The following is an 18867-nucleotide window of genomic DNA, read 5'->3' on the forward strand; positions in this document are numbered from 1 at the left end:
GAATCAAGTGATGGCTCTGAGTAAGATGCTGGTTTTGAGCAAAATGACGTAAGCTGCGGAATGAAAAAAGAACCTAACCCTTTTCGCGACTATTCGGCTGAATCAGCCCTGTTTGTCCGCCGCGCCGTAGTGGCTTTTCTGGGTATCCTGCTACTGAGCGGGGTACTGGTTGCTAACCTCTATAATTTGCAAATAGTCCGTTTCGACGATTACAGCACCCGCTCCAACGACAACCGCATCAAACTGGTTCCTATCGCTCCTAGCCGTGGCATGATATTTGACAGAAATGGCACACCGCTGGCACTAAACCGCACCATCTATCAATTAGAGTTGATGCCGGAAAAAATTGAAAACTTGTCAGCCACCCTCAATGCACTGCGTCCAATAGTGGATCTGACTGACGACGATATCGCTAACTTTGAAAAAGAGCGCAAACGCTCACGTCGCTTTACCTCTATTGCAGTTAAAACGCCGCTGACCGAGGTGCAAGTCGCCCGTTTTGCGGTGAATCAATTCCACTTCCCCGGTATTGAAGTCAAAGGCTATCAACGCCGCTTCTACCCGTATGGCTCCGCCCTGACCCACGTGATTGGCTACGTCTCCAAAATTAACGATAAAGATGTCGAGCGGTTGGATAAAGAAGGTATTCTCCCCAATTATGCTGCGACCCACGATATCGGTAAGTTGGGTATTGAACGCTATTATGAATCCACATTACATGGCAAAACCGGTTATGAAGAAGTTGAAGTCAATAACCGAGGCCGGGTAATCCGCCAATTACATGAGCAACCGCCACAGGCAGGTAAAGATATTTATCTGACTCTCGATCTGAGTCTGCAAACCTATATTGAGAAGTTACTCAGTGGCAGCCGTGCCGCAGTCGTCGTCACAGATCCCCGCACCGGTGGGATCCTAGCCTTGGTATCAAACCCAAGCTATGACCCGAACCTGTTTGTTGACGGCATCTCCAACAAAGATTATCAAGGGTTGCTTAACGATACGAACCGCCCATTAATCAATCGGGCAACCCAAGGTGTTTATCCACCTGCATCAACCGTGAAACCGTACATTGCAGTGTCAGCGCTGAGTGCCGGGGTTATCACCAAAAACACCAGCCTGTTCGATCCTGGTTGGTGGCAACTGCCCGGTTCGGAAAAGCGCTACCGTGACTGGAAAAAATGGGGTCATGGCCGCCTGAATATCACCAAAGCACTAGAAGAATCGGCAGATACCTTCTTCTACCAAGTCGCCTATGATATGGGCATTGACCGTTTATCATCCTGGATGAGTAAATTCGGGTACGGTGAATATACTGGCATTGATCTATCCGAAGAACGTGCTGGTTTAATGCCAACACGCGAGTGGAAGCAAAAGCGCCATAAGAAGCCTTGGTATCAGGGTGATACCATTCCGGTAGGTATTGGCCAGGGTTATTGGACTGCGACACCAATCCAGATGGCTAAAGCCTTAATGACCCTGATTAATGATGGTACAGTCAAAACACCGCATCTGTTGCAAAGCACCCGGATTGATGGCGTATTAGTGCCCTATAAGCAGAAAGAGAGCACGCAGATTGGTAGTATCAATTCTGGCTATTGGGAAATTGCTAAAGACGGTATGTATGGCGTAGCTAACCGCTCGAACGGTACTGGCCGCAAGTTTTTTGAAGGTACACCTTATAAGGCTGCGGCGAAGTCGGGTACCGCACAGGTTTACAGTTATGAAACCTATAATGCCAGTAAAGTGGCGGAACACCTGCGCGACCATAAGTTAATGGTCGCTTTTGCGCCCTATGAGAACCCTACGGTATCCGTTGCAATAATATTAGAAAATGGAGGGGCGGGGCCTGCGGTAGGAACCATTACCCGTCAGATCCTCGACCATATCTTGCTGGGCGATAATAACACTGAATTACCGGATGCGGCTCCTCTGCCTCCTGGTGTTGAGGCAGATTAGTTGAAGCAGAAGCAAACTAATAGTTGATGCCCGTTGAGTTGAAATAGGTCACGTTGAAATAAATAGCGTTGTAGCGGATTAAGGTAACTCATGACTGATAATCAACAAAAAGGCTCGTTGTGGTACAAACTACACATCGACCTACCGTTTCTGATTTGCATCCTGGCGCTGCTGGCTTATAGCGCCTTTGTGATGTGGAGCGCCAGTGGGCAAGATATTGGCATGATGGAACGCAAAGTTGGCCAAATTGCTATGGGCTTAATTGTCATGTTGGTCATGGCACAGATCCCGCCACGGGTGTATGAAAGTTGGGCCCCCTATCTCTATTTTGTTTGTGTCATCTTACTGATACTGGTCGATGCCTTTGGGCAGATAAGCAAAGGCGCTCAACGCTGGTTGGACTTAGGTTTTATCCGCTTTCAGCCTTCTGAAATCGCTAAGATTGCCGTCCCTCTGATGGTTGCACGCTTTATGAACCGCGATGTCTGTCCACCGTCACTGAAAAATACTGGCATCGCGCTGATTTTAATTTTTATCCCCACCTTGTTGGTTGCCGCTCAACCCGATCTGGGAACATCAATTCTAGTTGCTGCCTCCGGCCTGTTTGTTTTGTTCCTCTCGGGTATGAGCTGGCGCTTAATTGGGGTTGCGGTTGTACTGTTGGCCGGGTTTATCCCCATCCTCTGGTTCTTCCTGATGCACGGTTATCAACGTGATCGCGTCATGATGCTGTTGGATCCAGAAAGCGATCCGCTCGGTGCGGGTTACCATATTATTCAGTCTAAAATTGCTATTGGCTCTGGTGGGTTATCTGGAAAAGGCTGGTTGCATGGCACTCAGTCACAGTTAGAGTTCTTACCTGAACGCCATACTGACTTCATTTTTGCCGTATTGGCTGAAGAACTCGGTTTAATCGGTGTGCTGGTCTTATTAGGCCTCTATTTATGTTTGATCATGCGTGGTTTGGTCATTGCTGCAAATGCACAAACCACCTTCGGCCGTGTCATGGTTGGCGGGTTGATGCTGATACTCTTTGTGTATGTATTTGTTAACATAGGTATGGTCAGTGGCATTTTACCGGTGGTTGGCGTACCTTTGCCCTTAGTCAGTTATGGAGGCTCGGCGCTGATAGTTCTGATGGCCGGGTTTGGTATCGTGATGTCGATACATACTCATCGAAAAATGTTATCTAAGAATTTATAGAGGTGGGCAATGCGTAAGGAATGGCTTTGGGTCGGCATCGCAAGTGTGCTGCTATCAGCATGTATTGATCAGCCTCCGGCCCCCCAGCAACAAGTACAACAAACATACAACGGCCCAGTTGAAGAAATTGGCGGTGCGGAACCGCGCTACGAACCTTTTAATCCTAACTTTAATCAGGACTACAAAGTTAATGGCCAGTCCTACAGTATTATCAAAGATCCACAGAACTTCTCTCAGATAGGGCTTGCTTCTTCATATGGTGAAGAGGCGCGTGGCAATACTACGGCAACCGGAGAAATTTTTGATCCCAATGCCTTGACCGCCGCTCACCCTACTCTGCCAATCCCAAGCTATGTCCGGGTAACCAACGTCAGTAATGGCCGCCAAATTGTGGTTCGAGTGAATGATCGCGGCCCCTACACGCCGGGACGTGTGATTGACTTATCCAGAGCAGCAGCAGATCGCTTAAATATTTCTAACAACACCAAGGTGAAGATAGATTTTATCAATGTCGCGCCTGATGGCTCGCTGTCTGGCCCTGGTATGGTAGGCACCACCATCGCGAAACAAAGCTATGCGTTACCCAGCCGCCCGGACCTGACATCAAGCGGGATGGGTACACCTATGCAACAGGATGCCCCTGCAACAGGTGCCGCTGTACAGGCGATTGATAACAGCCAGTTATCGGGTACTGATGCCACGCAACCCGTCGCATCACAAAGTAGTGGTTTCCTAAGAGCGCCCACGCCAGTCCCTGCGGGTGTGCTGGAAAGCGCGGAGCCAGTGATAGATTCAGCGCCAGTCAGCCCCCCGGTGGTCGCCAATCCCGGCCCGGTCACTACAACACCAACATCCAGCGCGATATCAGGTGGTTATGTCGTTCAGGTCGGTGCGCTTAGCGATGCTCAGCGGGCACAAACTTGGCAACAAAGCCTAAGCCAACGTTTTGGTGTACCGGGTAAAGTGTCCAACAGTGGCAGCATATACCGTGTTCAGCTAGGGCCTTTCAGTAGTCGTCAACAAGCGGTTGATCTGCAACAGCGCCTCTCAAATGAAGCACAGCAGCAATCCTTTATCGTGGCTGCGCCCTAAGGCCAGACACGCCTTGTAGCAATTTAGACACTGACTAATAAAAATAACCGTAACCGCCTGTGCAAACAGGATGTTACGGTTAAAACTGTTTGGGTGATAAGGGGGTATTCCCCTTCCCGTAAATATATCCCCTAAATACGTCAAGTTGCAGGAAGGCAGCAACCCAGCTAATCCCAGGCGCTATTTATGTAAGGTCAACTGATGTAAGGCCAACGGCAAGATACCAGGCCAATGGCAAATCAGTGACTGGGGTGAAGGAAGGCCGCCAACGTACAGGCGACTTGAAATATGACGGGTATAAACGCCACAAGGCGAGGAGATTGTCGGATGTCTGCCGGGATCTCATCTGCTATAGTGTGGCATGTTCTTAACTTACTCCCACGGATGTTGTTGTCCTGATCATGAAATATGTAATTACCTCTCGCATTATCAAGAGCCTAGCGCTCGGCACTGTTATTGTCATGAGCGCGGCTAACGCTGATGACGTCAATCTGAAAACCATGATCCCCGGCGTACCGCAGATCGATGCAGAAGCCTACATCCTAATTGATTACAACTCCGGGAAAGTATTGGCGGAAATGAATGCGGATACGCGCCGCAACCCAGCCAGTTTGACCAAAATGATGACCAGTTATGTCATCGGCCAGGCGATTAAATCAGGGAAAATCGGGGCTGAAGACATGGTCACCGTGGGGAAAGATGCCTGGGCTACCGGTAACCCGGAATTCAAAGGCTCTTCACTGATGTTCCTGAAACCGGGCGACCGAGTGCCGGTGTCTAAACTGACCCGCGGTATCAACTTACAATCGGGTAACGATGCCTGCGTCGCGATGGCCGATTATGTCGCGGGGAGCCAGGATTCATTCGTTAACCTGATGAACAACTATGTTAAGGCTCTGGGCTTACAAAATACCCACTTCAAAACTGTTCACGGTTTAGATGCGGAAGGCCAGTTCAGCTCTGCACGCGATATGGCATTGATTGGTCAAGCACTGATCCGTGATGTGCCAGATGAGTATGCTATCTATAAAGAGAAAGAGTTTACCTTCAACAATATCCGCCAGACAAACCGTAATGGTTTACTGTGGGACACCAGTTTGAACGTAGATGGCATCAAAACCGGTCACACCGAGGCAGCAGGTTATAATCTGGTCGCATCAGCTACTGATGGACAGATGCGTTTGATTTCGGTCGTTTTGGGCGGCCATACCTTTAAGGGCCGTGAAACTGAAAGTAAAAAACTGCTGACCTGGGGCTTCCGTTTCTTTGAAACCGTCGCACCGCTGAAAGTCGGTAAAGAGTTTGCCTCAGAACCGGTCTGGTTTGGCGATAGTGATCGTGTGCAGTTAGGTGTAGATAAAGATGCTTATCTAACTATCCCACGTGGCCGAATGAAAGACCTGAAAGCCAGCTATGTGCTGAATACACCTGAAATTCATGCGCCACTGGCGAAAAACCAAGTTGTGGGAACCATTAACTTCCAGTTAGATGGTAAAACCATCGATCAGCGCCCATTGGTGGTGATGAACGAAGTAAAAGAAGGTGGTTTCTTCAGCCGTATGGTGGATTATATCAAGCTGATGTTCCACCGCTGGTTCGGCTAATCCGCTAGTTTGAAAACAGAAGAGACTTGAAAGCCAGTAGATTGGCCCCATATTGTGATTAATCTTATATTGCAAATAAGCTGACCTTATCTGGCGAACAGTACGTCACTCCCGCTCCGGCGGGAGTTGTGATTTTATAGCCGGATACGTTTTATTATTACCCCACTATCAGTCCGGCGACAGCCCAGGAGCGCACATGAAAACGAAACTGAACGAACTACTTGAGTTCCCTTGCTCTTTTACCTATAAGGTCATGGGCATCGCTGAACCTCAACTGGTTGACCAAGTGGTTGAAGTGGTACAGCGCCATGCTCCGGGTGAATATACCCCGCAGGTAAAACCGAGCAGCAAAGGCAATTATCACTCCGTGTCTATCACCATCACAGCCACCCATATTGATCAAGTGGAAACGCTGTATGAAGAACTGGGCAATCTTGAATTGGTCAAGATGGTGCTGTAGTTCAAGCTATATAGATCATGTTATCTATAGCCCATCTGTCTATAGATAAACTATCAAGCCATTCACAACGCGCTAATGACGGCCCGCACTGTTTATTCAGGTGCCGGGCCTTATTTTTTCGTGGTTAAATTATCCCCTTTAGCCATCAAATTATATCTCTGAACTGTCAAAATAGTGGCCCCACTCCGCGGGGCTGGTATACTGGCGCTACCATTTCTGTAACCAGATGATGCCTCGCTTGCAACAACATAAGATCATTTTACGTCAGCTAGGGTTACAGCCCTATGCACCCGTATCCCAAGCCATGCATAACTTTACTGAGTTTCGCACTGATACCACACCAGACGAAATCTGGTTGGTTGAGCATCAGCACGTCTTTACTCAGGGTCAGGCTGGAAAAGCTGAACATGTCCTGATGCCAGGTGATATTCCGGTTATTCAAAGTGATAGGGGCGGTCAGGTCACCTACCATGGCCCCGGCCAGCAAGTGATGTATATCATGGTTGATCTCAAACGTGCCAAAATCGGTGTACGCCAGCTAGTCACCGCCATTGAGAATACGGTGATAGAGACTCTCGCCCATTTCAATATTGATTCACATGCTCGCCCAGATGCCCCCGGTGTCTATGTTGATCAACAGAAAATATGTTCACTGGGGCTACGCATCCGTCGAGGTTGTTCGTTTCACGGTTTAGCATTAAACATTGCGATGGATCTGGAACCGTTCCAACGCATTAATCCGTGTGGCTACGCGGGTATGCAGATGACACAAGTCAGTGCATTGCAGCCAGGGGTTACCGTTGCGGATGTACAGCCTGTATTGGTTCGCGAATTTACCCGCCAATTAGGTTATCCAGCGGCAGAATTGCAGCCATGGTCATTATCAGACTATTTATTATCGAGCCATTCATCATCAAGCGCATTGTAAATGACTCATATGCCGACGTAACTGAAACCGTGAACGCTGCTGTAGCGCCAAAGGTGAATGGCTGAACGGAACAGAGTAAAGATGATATAATTTTTAAACAATTTTCAAATAATTTTTAACGAACGATACATTACGTTGAATTTAATGAAAAATCTCAAGTTGAGAGATTCAGAACTGGAACCTGCCCGATTATGAGTAAACCGATTCAGATGGAACGCGGCGTAAAATACCGTGATGCAGACAAAATGGCGTTAATCCCGGTAAAAAACGTGGTGACCGAACGTCAGGAGCTGTTGCGTAAACCCGAGTGGCTAAAAATCAAGCTTCCGACTGATTCCAGTCGCATCCAGGGTATCAAAGCTGCAATGCGTAAGAATGGTCTGCATTCGGTTTGCGAAGAGGCCTCCTGCCCTAACCTGTCTGAGTGCTTTAACCACGGTACGGCAACATTTATGATCCTTGGTGCAATTTGTACCCGCCGTTGCCCATTCTGTGACGTTGCCCATGGTCGCCCAGTCACACCGGATGCGAATGAGCCAGAGAAGCTGGCACAGACGATCCAAGACATGGGTCTGCGCTATGTTGTTATCACGTCCGTTGACCGTGATGACCTACGTGATGGCGGTGCTCAGCATTTTGCCGATTGTATTTCAGCAATCCGCGCTAAGAATCCAACCATCAAAATTGAAACGTTAGTCCCTGATTTCCGTGGCCGTATGGATCGCGCACTGGATATTCTGACCGCAACCCCACCAGATGTATTTAACCATAATCTGGAAAACGTACCGCGAGTTTATCGGCAGGTTCGTCCAGGGGCGAACTACGATTGGTCACTGAAATTACTTGAGCGCTTCAAAGAAGCACATCCAGATATCCCAACTAAATCAGGCTTAATGGTCGGCTTGGGCGAAACCAATGCCGAGATTGTCGAGGTCATGCATGATTTACGCCGCCACGGGGTCACAATGTTGACGCTGGGGCAATACTTGCAACCAAGTCGCCATCATTTACCTGTACAACGTTATGTCAGCCCGGCCGAATTTGACGAAATGAAAGCAGAAGCCATGGCTATGGGCTTTACCCATGCAGCCTGTGGCCCATTTGTTCGCTCCTCTTACCATGCAGACCTGCAAGCGAAAGGTATGGAAGTGAAGTAATCAACTGGCCGATGACTGAAATAACTTATTACACCTTAAAACAGCAGATACAAAAAAGTGGATTTCCACTGGAGATCCGCTTTTTGTTATCAGCTAAGCTCACACAACGGCCCCCTGCTTATGCGCTTCCTACCGCCACGCTTTAACCGAAAGCCTGGCGATATGACATCACGCCAAAAGATTCAGTCTTTGCGCTCAACAGAGGCTTGGGGGTCAGATGCCGCTTTAGTTTCAGCGACTGTTTTGGTTTCCGCTGCCATTTTGGTTTCTGCTAACTTTGTGCTTTCCGTAAGCACACTTGTTGAAACCTCATCATCACTTCTCATCGCTTTTTTAAAACCTTTCAGCGCCGCGCCTAAATCCGCTCCCAGCGTGCGTAATTTGCTGGTACCAAACAACAACACAATTAATATGCCGACGACCAACAATTTGGTAATACTGAGACCTTCCATAACTCACCTTCTTGGTTAGTTCTGCCGATAAAACAGTTCAGTCTATAAAACAGTAACAAATTAAATTCTGGTTTATTTACGAATAAATTACCGATAAAGACAACACTAATATGTAACAGATTTCGTAAGTGAACAATGATTAGCTCAAGAGTCCGTTTAGCATTTTGGCGCATCGCGGCAAAGCATTGCCGTAACATCCCTCACGTTAGCCAGTTGAATATCATCTCAATAATTTCATGATAGATTACAGATAATTATTATTATTTTATCACCTCGCATTAATGGCCCTATTGGGAATAATGCCAGCAAAATTAGTCATGATAAAAACCGACAGACTACAAATTAATATTCAAGCAGTGTAATATCGCCCCTCAAGATCTGGAGATGACACGCCTCCACAACCGCCCTAACAGGGCTAATGATTTCTACATGACTTTCTCATTAAGGTACATAGAGTTACCACTGAGCCTTTCTGAAAAGATCTACGGGTAAACAACGCTCCCCAATGGTCAGTATCTGTTAGAGAAAAATGCCTATGTTTAATACATTACTTGCAGTGTTTATTGGTGGCGGTGTGGGCAGCACGGCCCGTTGGTTGCTCAGTTTGAAGTTAAACAGTGCATCGGCTCACTTACCGGTAGGTACGCTTATCGTCAACCTTATCGGTGCCTTTATTATTGGCCTGACGCTAGCGATTTTTAGCCGAATGACTCATATTGACCCCGTTTGGAAGCTACTGATTACCACCGGTTTTTGTGGGGGCCTCACAACGTTTTCCACCTTCTCAGTCGAAGTGGTCTATCTGATCCAAGAGGGAAAGTTAGCGTGGGCCGCCGGAACAATTTTGCTTAATGTGGCCGGTTCTCTGGCAATGACAATACTGGCTTTTATATTGGTCAATAACTTTGCCAGCCAATAATAGCTAGTGGCCCGTTATTAAAAATCTCAGGGAGTGAATAGCGTGGCTATGGTGTTTATTCAGTAGAAAATAGGGCTGCCAATAATATCGCCTTAATGTTTTCTTAATCTATGGTACGGATAATCGTCTGCTAGAGAACAGCTAACCGAGCGGTGGTTACTGAAATACTGGGTGGATGTATGTTTGGATTACCTAAAACATCAGTTGAGTGGCTGACAACTATTTTTTGTCTGTCTATTACCGTAGTTTTCATTAAAATCTATCTCTTCTAAGCGCCCCCCTAATCCCTCCTTCTAATGCGCTATGGGTATATCCCTGCCTAATCATCGATTAGGTAACATACTAAACATATTGTCTTGTATGCTAACGCTACCCATAAAAAACCCGCCCAGTTGAGGCGGGTTTTTAAAGATATGGGCTACTTAGATAGCGATAACATTAGCAGCAGATGGCCCTTTGGCACCGTTCGTGATTTCAAATTCTACACGCTGGCCTTCAGCAAGCGTTTTGAAACCATTGCTAGCGATGGCAGAAAAATGAACAAAAACGTCCTTGCTACCATCTTCTGGGGTAATGAAGCCGAAACCTTTGGATTCATTGAACCACTTAACGCTACCTTTAATCTTAGACATCAAACTTACCTTTAACGTGAATGTTGGACACAAGAATTGTGTCAACTACAGTACAGCAATAGAACCGTTTTTTGTCCACAATGGAGATCACAAAAAAGAGAGAAAAAGTAAAAAATCTCTTTTTCATGGCGAATATCCAGCACAGAAAACTACATTTTCTTACTGTCACCGCTCACCCTCACGGGGTCTAAAGGCACTCTGGTAAACCGCCAGACTGTATCTGAAAGCCATTCACCTGTATTATACTTATCCATTGGATACACTAATATGAGACGCATGATGAACGGTAGAATAACAACTTTTTTTGAAGATAAAGGCTTTGGTTTTATCACCGATGAAAACGGCGATAACCGTTATTTTCACGTTATTAAAGTTGCTAATCCCGAGATGATCAAAAAGGGTGCTGAAGTGACCTTTGAACCAACAACCAACACCAAAGGGTTGTCAGCATTCGCAGTAAAAGTGGCGATTGAGAGCAAATATATATTTATCGCTAATGAAAGGATAAAGCTGACTAGTATCAAATCATTCAATACCTTTACAAAAGAAGTCCCTGCTCAAGCCGAGGTTGACAAAGCCAATACAATATTATCAGTAAACTTACTGATGAATAAAATTCGGCCACAGGAAGAGGATATTTCAGAGAAAACAGTACCACTGAAAATGCTGTCGATAACAACATTCCAAAATATAACATACACATTCTCTGAACACGAAGTCGATATTGATAGTACGGTTGCTAAATTAAAAAGTATTTAATATTTGATTTTGGTACTTGCTGAGGCTAACTAGCCCTGAAATATTTGGGGCTACTAGTGTAGGTGGTTGATGGCGGTGGTAATAGAGGGTAACGCAAGCGTCCTTGCCTGCAAATGCAAAAGCGTCCCTTATAACATCCTCTGGTGTCGGCAGTAAAAATAACGACAACCCCAGATATCCTTATGCTAATTATTTAAACATAAACATTTTTATTAACTCGACATCAGTCCGTGCACCAAGTTTCTTCATGGCGGAACGCTTTTGTCCACTGACTGTTTTTTCACTTTTCTTCAAGATTCTGGCAATATCACCGCCAGAAAAGCCTTCATTGAATAACTTCAGTACAATATTTTCATTTGGTGTCAGATATTGACGCTCAGATGATACTAGATGAAGTACTTTAGCCGTTTTACGTTCGATTAAATTATCTTTAAATCCACGGAACTTACGCTTAAATACAGCAGCGATTTTATTACTCACCGTTTCCAATGAGTCTTCTCTGAAGATCATGGTCACATCGCTAAATCTTGGAATACCTTGTAAAAAACTATTCAATCTGGCATCACAAATCAAAAAGACATCCGCTTCTGCGGGGGTCTTATCCAGACGTTTGAGTGCCTCGAAAAAACTGAATTCATCGACGCCAATAAAAATCACATCTGCTGAATAAAAAGCTTTTCGATAGAATTTAATCTCTTTTTTAAATCCTAAGGATGTGAAGATTTTTTTTACGATAGATACCATACCTAATGTTTGATATTTATCGTTATCGACTATCATGCAGCTTATCATTTTGGCTATGCCCATTAGTGCTTAAGCACTCTGTGAATCCCTGATGCTTATCTGTTTACTATATGATAAAATACTATTGAATATCATATAGATAACCAGACACACTCCTATGCATACAGTAAACCATGGCGGGCGTGTGCAAGGATATAGGATGTCAACACCGGAATATGTAGGAAACGTCTGTTTCTCTTTGAGCTATTTCTTGCCTATTTCTTAAGGCTATGTTTGGTAGGCGTGACAGCATTAAGATTGTATGCAAAGATATACAACGCTATAAGTAGTCTGAATAGGAAGGGTTTTCTTTTACTCGCCGAGCACCAAATATATAGCAGCAGGTGTTCTGTCAGTGCGCGATCTTATGTCATGCATGAGGTTTAACGTAGCAGCCCTATCACATTGCAGATCTCATTTAACCTTATTGTAAGTCAAATTATTTTATGAGAAACGTCGGTTTACATGCCCTAAAAACGTTGAGCTGCTTTTCCGCTGTTACGTTCTACTCCGCCAGTAAGACCTGTACTGAACAGTGCTTTTTAAGTGGGGAAGTCATGGGAGTTTTGTACTTTTTATCGATCATTGCTACCCCATTGTTTTTTATGATCATTGGGTATATCGACTCAAATGATAAAATCGATCAAAAAGACATATTCAGAAAATTAAAATCGATTATAACCATAATTATTTTCTGGAACGTTCTCTTCTACTTTATCAATGAAGATGGTTTCAAGCGGGGTTATTTCCTGCAAAGCTGGCTTCTGTTTAGTATCGCCATCATTTACCTCATAAATCCGATTATCTCTAAGATATTAAAAAGTAACAGGACAGCAATCATAACGCTCTCTTGTCTGGTCATTTTCTCTGTGAGCATTGATCTGATCAGTGCCTTCAGTGAGCGCCCATACCTTATTGATTTCCCACAATACTTTAGGCTCTGGACTTGGATTTTTTACTACATGACCGGTCGATTCCTCTGCTCGCGAATTTGTCAGAAGGTGACAAAACTGCCAAAGGTTCGTCTTGCTGCCAAGCTACTGCTGCTCCCTACATCCATCTCGATGTATTATTACGAAAGTTTCATGTCAATTTACGTGTATAAAACCGTGAATGCGAGTTACTTCCTTGATAACTTCCACGTTTTAGTCCTCAGCTTATGTCTGTTTGTTATATTTGATAATTTTGACACTCAATACGAATGGATAAAGAAAATATTAGCGTATATCAGCCCATCAATGATTGGTGTTTATATATTACATGATGGGATTTTCTACTTTATTGCCAGTGCATATAACTTATCAGATGTAACGTTGAGATTTACGCTGCTGTTATCCGTATTTGCCGCCTCAGTCTTATTGTCACGGGTTCTATTACTGAATAAATACACATCGCGCTTTATCTCATTCTGACCGATATTACCTGATTGAACCTCCGGCCAGTGCCGGAGGCAGCCTGGCTGAAAAATCTCATATTACCTATTTCCCCCTCACAACAACGGCATTTTTATGCACGATTGTTCACACAATCACCTCCAGTTCACGTAAAAAGCTAAAAAGTGATCAGCGTCGTTTTTTTAACACACATATCAAGATTCTGTTTGTCTATTTAATCAACAGTTACTAATTTATAATTAGGCCAATATTTTACATTTCATTAACAGCCTCCCCAAATCTATCTGTTCTATCACCATCGGCAGTCTGCTCAACGGATAGGGCACAATTCTAAAAAAGGGGTAAATCAAATGGCTACACAGAAAACGGATAGCAAATCTTTTATTCAGAAACGGCGTTCATCACTGATGGCGGCGGTATTTCTGATGGCAACATCTGCGATTGGCCCTGGTTTTATTACTCAAACTGCCACCTTTACTTCGACAATGGGAGCCGCTTTTGCTTTTGGGATCCTAGCCTCCATTATTATCGACTACGTTGTACAACAAAATATTTGGCGAGTGGTGACGCTAACGCGTATGCGAGCTTCCGATGTAGCAAATGCCACGCTACCAGGCAGTGGCTACCTATTGGCGGTTCTGGTGATTTTTGGCGGCCTGATATTTAATATTGGGAATATCGCAGGAACTGGACTCGGATTGAATGCGATGCTCGGACTCTCGCCTAAATGGGGCGGGGCCTTAAGTACACTACTTGCTATTGGTATATTCTCGTCACGCCGTACCAGTAGCATTATTGATCGCCTGATTATTGTTCTGGGTCTGGTGATGATTGGCCTGACACTCTATGTAGCGATAGCCTCTCAACCACCGGTTGGCGAAGTCTTGCGCCAGAGTATTCTGCCCGATCAAATTAACTTTGCCATCATTACCACCATTGTGGGGGGGACGGTGGGCGGGTATATCAGCTATGCCGGGGCGCACCGTCTGTTAGATAAAGGCATAACCGGGGTAGAGCATATTCGCGAGGTATCCTCGGCTGCGACCAACGGCATTCTGGTTGTCGGCCTTATGCGTTACGTACTTTTCCTTGCCGTGCTGGGTGTCGTAGCAAGCGGTGTGACGCTAGATACCACAAGCCAGGTCGCTAACCCGGCCTCTCAAGCTTTCCAATACGCCGTGGGGGATTTTGGCGTTCGTATATTTGGTCTGATTTTCTGGGCTGCGGCGGTAACCAGTGTGATTGGTGCGGCGTACACCTCCGTGACCTTTATGACCGTATTCAAAAAAGGCATGACCGAGAACCAACGTAATATCGCAACCGTAATTTTTATCGCTGTCTCTCTGGCGATTTATCTGATGTTGGGTACTGCGCCAGCGGCATTACTGGTATTTGCTGGTGGATTTAACGGCCTGATTTTGCCTATTGGCCTGACTATTTTTGTTTATGTCGGTTGGAAACGTGCAGATCTGATGGAAGGTTATCACTATCCACGCTGGCTGTTATGGCTCGGGGTGATCACCTGCGCATTGACATGGTATATGGGTTCAGTTTCCGTTGGTGCCATTTTTAATTTCTTGAATGTTGTTTAAAACATAAAGGTGTCACCATGAATACCTTAATGAAAGCCAGCCATCAGGCAATCACTGCAGTTCGTGAAGCCCGAAAGGCCATTCGTAGTGGTTATGACAAACCCACCGCAGGGATGGCCCCAGGAATGACACAGGCGAACATGATCAGCCTGCCACGCGATTGGGCATTTGATTTCCTGCTTTACGCTAGCGCAACCCACAAAGCTGCCCTATATTGGATGTGATTGAAGCGGGCGACTACCACACAGTACTCGCTGAATACGCGGACTTACGCACTGATATTTCGCGCTACCGCGTGTGGGAACACGGCAAGTTGGTGGATGAAATCACTGATGTCACCGCCTACTGGCAACAACATCCCGATTTGGTAACCTTCTTGATCGGCTGCAGTTTTACCTTTGAAACACCAATGCGTGAGGCGGGTATTGATATACGCCACATCACTGATGGCTGTAATGTTCCCATGTATAAAACGAATCACCTGTGCCGCCCTGCTGGGCGACTACAAGGGGAATTGGTCGTATCAATGCGTCCGATTCCGGCAGAGAAAATCGCTCTCACGGTGATGATAACCGGGCAATTCCCTGCAGTTCATGGTGCGCCCGTTCATATTGGTGAACCGGAACGTTTGGGGATCCTCGACATCATGCAGCCTGATTTTGGCGATGCAGTGCGTAAATAGATAAGCCACCAGGTGAAATGAAATGACCACGATAGAGGTTCATATCACGCAGGTGGCTTATTTAATATCAGTGCAGACTTCATATCAATACATACTACAGCGGCCTATAAATATCCCTGTAGTACGCTAATCTTTTACGAAAGAAATGACGTTCATCCACAGAAAGCTTTGCTTCAATTTTATTAACATCAAGATTCTTTTTTTGGCTTTCCATAAAAGCAACTGTGGATGCCACAAAGTCTAAACTGGTATGACAATACGCAGAAACCAGCTTCTCTAGTGTTGACATATCACACCCCCACCCACTTTCACAAAAAAACAATAACACAAATATTTATCCAGATAATGTGACTAAAATCTCACCATTAAAGTTAAATGATTGTTATTTGGCCCATTGTCAACCTAATTAATTGAAAAGAAGGTGAGTCCGATAAGATAAATATAATCAATAAGTTAGTAGGTAATATTCCGCTATAACATCAGCGAAAGGAGGGGAGTGAGTTTCAGTCATCACGGTGGCGAGTCCGATTAACCGCCACCAATTAACTCGCCCTTTTATCCATATACCGTGTTTTTTTGAATGATTTCAGCTATCTTCTTCGGCTAGCCTAAAACTAACAATAGACTCGAGGCAGTAATGAGAAAAATAACGATGATCATGATAGCAGTAGCGCTAGCCGTGTTCGCCTATACCTACTTTACCGGGGCATAGAGTGACAATATGCTAAAAGTCATTGCTCAGGATTTTATAAAACTGGCACACATTAACGATGTGTTACCGCTGTATAAAGAATTAGTGGCTAAAACGAAACTGGAAGCGCTTTGTCTCTCTTATGATTTATTTATAGATCATAACGATCCAGGCCACTTTATTTTTATTGAAGAGTGGCCCGATCAGGCAGCTTTAGATACCCATTGTGCAACTGAACATTTTAGGCGGTTAGTGCCGCAAATTAATCATTATCAGCGTCAGGAGTGTGCGGTTACCCTAATGAAGCCACTGGAATAACCGCCGACAATATCCTTACAGCACAGGCTGCTCTTCTTCATGATACTGATTTTGCCACATAGCCGCATAGCGGCCATTCTTTAGCAGCAATTCGTCATGGCGGCCACGTTCAACGATTGAACCCGCCTCCAGTACGATAATTTCATCAGCATCAATGATGGTCGATAAACGATGTGCAATCACCAGCGTCGTATGGTCACGGCTGACTTCCCGCAGATGAGATTGAATCTCTCGTTCGGTGTGGGTATCAAGGGCGCTGGTGGCCTCATCGAAGACTAATATGGACGGTTTCTTCAAAATGGTACGAGCAATTGCCACCCTTTGTTTCTCCCCACCCGATAACTTAAGCCCCCGCTCGCCAACCCGAGTTTCATAACCATCCGGTAAGCTGATGATAAAATCATGGATATGCGCTAATTTCGCCGCCCGTTCGATCTCTTCATCGGTCGAACCTGTTTTACCGTAACCAATGTTATAACGCAGAGTATCGTTAAACAGCACCGTATCTTGCGGTACAATCCCGATGGCGTCGCGTAAGCTCGACTGCGTCACACCACGAATATCCTGATCATCAAGGCAAACGGCCCCCGCCGTGACGTCATAAAACCGGAACAACAAACGAGCAAGCGTTGATTTCCCTGCCCCTGACGCGCCGACAATCGCCACCGTCTTCCCCGGTGAGATAGTGAACGACACATTCTGCAGAATTGGCCGACGTGGATCATAGCTAAAATTCACCGCATCGAAACGCACTTCCCCTTTTGTCAGTTGTAATGGCAAGGCATCAGGGCGATCTGTTATCTCTTGTTTTACCATCAAGAGGTCGAGCATATTTTCCATATCAATCAGGGCCTGCCTAATTTCCGAATAAATAAATCCGAAAAAATTAAGCGGCTGATATAACTGCAAGAGATAGGCATTAACCAACACAAAGTCACCGATCGTCATCTGACCTTGTACAATTCCCTGCGCGGCCATTGCCATCATGACAATCAGACCGACGGAAATAATTGCAGTTTGACCGAAACTAAGTACGGTGAAACTGATCTGGTTTTTGATTGCCGCATATTCATATAACTGACGCGACAGATTAAAACGTTCTGCTTCGAAATCTTCATTACCGAAATATTTTACGGTTTCATAATTTAATAAGCTGTCGATGGATTTAGTATTCGCATCCGCATTCGCTTTGTTTAATTCACGCCTAAACCGAGTACGCCAGCCCACAGCCATTACCGTGAATAAAATATAACAGCCAACCGTGACAAGGATCGCGAGAGCAAACCAGCCACTTAATAACCGCCACATAATTACCGAGACCAGGGTTATCTCAAATAAAATGGGGAGAATAGAAAACAGCAGGCGCGACAGTACCGTGGAAACGGCCTGTGTACCACGCTCAATAGATAATGATAGGCCGCCGGTCTGACGCTCTAGATGAAACCGCAGACTCAAAGCATGCAATTGCCTGAATACACGCAACCCCAATAACCGTGTTGCGTTCTGGCTAACATGCACAAACATCACATTACGCAACTCTTCGAATAGCGAAGCACTGACTCGGGCTACGCCATACGCGATGATAAGGCTGATCGGGATTGCCAACATTTTGGCATTTTCACTGCTCAGCGTATCCACCATCGCCTTATACGCCAGGGGGACCAGTGTCGTACTGACCTTTGCAATCACCATGAAAAATAAAGCGATTATTAAATAATAACGTAGTTTCGGATTATCTTTAGTCCATAAATAAGGCAGCAAAAATTTGAGAATGCGGGAACGGTCCATATTTATCTGTTTTTCATCTCTGGCAAAGCAACGATATTCATGTCTTATATTCTGGCAGCTATCCGTGCAATCTCCGAGTAATAATCGCAGCGCACGTTGCAGTAAGCCTTTTTTATATCGCCGAAATCATTAGCGTTTTAGCCAGACAGTAAGTGAATATCGCCCTCCTGCTCCTTTAAGTGCGCAGGATTTAACCTATAGCATCAATCACATCAACATGACTGTGATAAAGGACAACACAATCAGAGCCAGTGGGACAGCGAAAGTAATTATTAACCACCGTTTACGAAGGATAGCAGCCACGATTAAACCTACGCACATCGCAGCAACAACGGGCCAATATATCATTGATAAAATGATGATATAAACAATCCATGATCCTAACTCTGTGGGATTAAACGAAAAATCCATATTAGCCTCAGTAATTCCATTATATTAAAAACCAAATGTTACAGTA

18 protein-coding genes, 1 pseudogene and 1 riboswitch are annotated in these 18867 nt (G+C 45.3%); of the genes and pseudogenes, 13 read left to right on the plus strand and 6 right to left on the minus strand.

The genetic code is table 11. From position 1 onward, the window contains the following. Positions 1 to 60: 60 nt before the first annotated feature. From mrdA to lipA, 7 genes are all read left to right on the plus strand, one after another. Positions 61 to 1956, plus strand: a complete 1896-nt coding sequence (mrdA, locus tag AC971_RS11600) for a peptidoglycan DD-transpeptidase MrdA (protein WP_025382977.1) — start codon at positions 61 to 63, stop codon at positions 1954 to 1956. A gap of 90 nt (positions 1957 to 2046) precedes the next feature. Then, positions 2047 to 3159, plus strand: coding sequence for a peptidoglycan glycosyltransferase MrdB (gene mrdB, locus AC971_RS11605; protein ID WP_025382976.1), 1113 nt, complete (start codon positions 2047 to 2049; stop codon positions 3157 to 3159). Between the two features lie 9 nt (positions 3160 to 3168). After that, on the plus strand, positions 3169 to 4251 hold the full coding sequence (gene rlpA, locus AC971_RS11610; protein WP_025382975.1) for an endolytic peptidoglycan transglycosylase RlpA: 1083 nt from the start codon (positions 3169 to 3171) through the stop codon (positions 4249 to 4251). Between the two features lie 401 nt (positions 4252 to 4652). Beyond that, positions 4653 to 5855: a D-alanyl-D-alanine carboxypeptidase DacA gene (gene dacA, locus AC971_RS11615; protein WP_002210323.1), complete on the plus strand. Its 1203-nt coding sequence runs from the start codon at positions 4653 to 4655 to the stop codon at positions 5853 to 5855. A gap of 196 nt (positions 5856 to 6051) precedes the next feature. Continuing rightward, complete coding sequence (ybeD, locus tag AC971_RS11620; RefSeq protein ID WP_002210322.1) at positions 6052 to 6315, plus strand: DUF493 family protein YbeD; 264 nt, start codon at positions 6052 to 6054, stop codon at positions 6313 to 6315. 226 nt (positions 6316 to 6541) lie between these two features. After that, positions 6542 to 7243: a lipoyl(octanoyl) transferase LipB gene (gene lipB, locus AC971_RS11625; RefSeq protein WP_025382974.1), complete on the plus strand. Its 702-nt coding sequence runs from the start codon at positions 6542 to 6544 to the stop codon at positions 7241 to 7243. A gap of 191 nt (positions 7244 to 7434) precedes the next feature. Continuing rightward, complete coding sequence (gene lipA / locus AC971_RS11630; protein WP_002210320.1) at positions 7435 to 8400, plus strand: lipoyl synthase; 966 nt, start codon at positions 7435 to 7437, stop codon at positions 8398 to 8400. Positions 8401 to 8582: 182 nt separating this feature from the next. Here the strand turns inward: lipA and tatA are convergent, their stop codons facing one another. Beyond that, on the minus strand, positions 8583 to 8852 hold the full coding sequence (gene tatA, locus AC971_RS11635) for a Sec-independent protein translocase subunit TatA (protein WP_025382973.1): 270 nt from the start codon (positions 8850 to 8852) through the stop codon (positions 8583 to 8585). A gap of 371 nt (positions 8853 to 9223) precedes the next feature. After that, a riboswitch (Fluoride riboswitch) is annotated at positions 9224 to 9287 on the plus strand. Positions 9288 to 9387: 100 nt separating this feature from the next. Between tatA and crcB the strand changes: the two genes are divergently transcribed. Further along, the gene (crcB, locus tag AC971_RS11640; protein WP_025382972.1) at positions 9388 to 9771 is read left to right on the plus strand and encodes a fluoride efflux transporter CrcB; all 384 of its coding nucleotides are present in this window, start codon (positions 9388 to 9390) and stop codon (positions 9769 to 9771) included. A gap of 422 nt (positions 9772 to 10193) precedes the next feature. Here crcB and cspE read toward each other — a convergent pair whose 3' ends face one another. Continuing rightward, positions 10194 to 10403 carry a transcription antiterminator/RNA stability regulator CspE gene (cspE, locus tag AC971_RS11645; RefSeq protein WP_002210315.1) on the minus strand — a complete coding sequence of 70 codons (210 nt, stop codon included), beginning with the start codon at positions 10401 to 10403 and terminating at the stop codon, positions 10194 to 10196. Between the two features lie 279 nt (positions 10404 to 10682). Between cspE and AC971_RS11650 the strand changes: the two genes are divergently transcribed. Next, the gene (locus AC971_RS11650; protein ID WP_025382971.1) at positions 10683 to 11162 is read left to right on the plus strand and encodes a cold-shock protein; all 480 of its coding nucleotides are present in this window, start codon (positions 10683 to 10685) and stop codon (positions 11160 to 11162) included. 189 nt (positions 11163 to 11351) lie between these two features. On the opposite strand, the gene AC971_RS11655 is transcribed toward AC971_RS11650, so the two are convergent. Next, entirely contained in the window at positions 11352 to 11942 is a 591-nt protein-coding gene (locus AC971_RS11655; protein ID WP_038402581.1) for a helix-turn-helix transcriptional regulator, read from the minus strand. Positions 11943 to 12391: 449 nt separating this feature from the next. Between AC971_RS11655 and AC971_RS11660 the strand changes: the two genes are divergently transcribed. From AC971_RS11660 to AC971_RS11670, 3 genes and pseudogenes are all read left to right on the plus strand, one after another. After that, positions 12392 to 13357: an acyltransferase family protein gene (locus tag AC971_RS11660; protein ID WP_025382969.1), complete on the plus strand. Its 966-nt coding sequence runs from the start codon at positions 12392 to 12394 to the stop codon at positions 13355 to 13357. 332 nt (positions 13358 to 13689) lie between these two features. Continuing rightward, a complete protein-coding gene (locus AC971_RS11665) occupies positions 13690 to 14931 on the plus strand; it encodes an NRAMP family divalent metal transporter (protein ID WP_025382968.1) in 1242 nt (413 codons plus the stop codon). Positions 14932 to 14948: 17 nt separating this feature from the next. Beyond that, positions 14949 to 15607, plus strand: a pseudogene (locus AC971_RS11670) (putative hydro-lyase); the annotation flags it as partial. Between the two features lie 100 nt (positions 15608 to 15707). Here the strand turns inward: AC971_RS11670 and AC971_RS11675 are convergent. Continuing rightward, positions 15708 to 15902, minus strand: a complete 195-nt coding sequence (locus AC971_RS11675) for a glycogen synthase (protein WP_025382967.1) — start codon at positions 15900 to 15902, stop codon at positions 15708 to 15710. A gap of 432 nt (positions 15903 to 16334) precedes the next feature. On the opposite strand from AC971_RS11675, the gene AC971_RS11680 reads away from it, so the two are divergent. Then, on the plus strand, positions 16335 to 16622 hold the full coding sequence (locus tag AC971_RS11680) for a putative quinol monooxygenase (protein WP_025382966.1): 288 nt from the start codon (positions 16335 to 16337) through the stop codon (positions 16620 to 16622). Between the two features lie 15 nt (positions 16623 to 16637). Here AC971_RS11680 and AC971_RS11685 read toward each other — a convergent pair whose 3' ends face one another. Beyond that, positions 16638 to 18410 carry an ABCB family ABC transporter ATP-binding protein/permease gene (locus AC971_RS11685; RefSeq protein WP_025382965.1) on the minus strand — a complete coding sequence of 591 codons (1773 nt, stop codon included), beginning with the start codon at positions 18408 to 18410 and terminating at the stop codon, positions 16638 to 16640. A gap of 207 nt (positions 18411 to 18617) precedes the next feature. Continuing rightward, positions 18618 to 18821, minus strand: a complete 204-nt coding sequence (locus AC971_RS25625; protein ID WP_025382964.1) for a hypothetical protein — start codon at positions 18819 to 18821, stop codon at positions 18618 to 18620. Between the last annotated feature and the right edge of the window lie 46 nt (positions 18822 to 18867).

It is taken from the genome of Yersinia similis (assembly GCF_001053095.1).
Taxonomy (GTDB): Bacteria; Pseudomonadota; Gammaproteobacteria; order Enterobacterales; family Enterobacteriaceae; genus Yersinia; species Yersinia similis.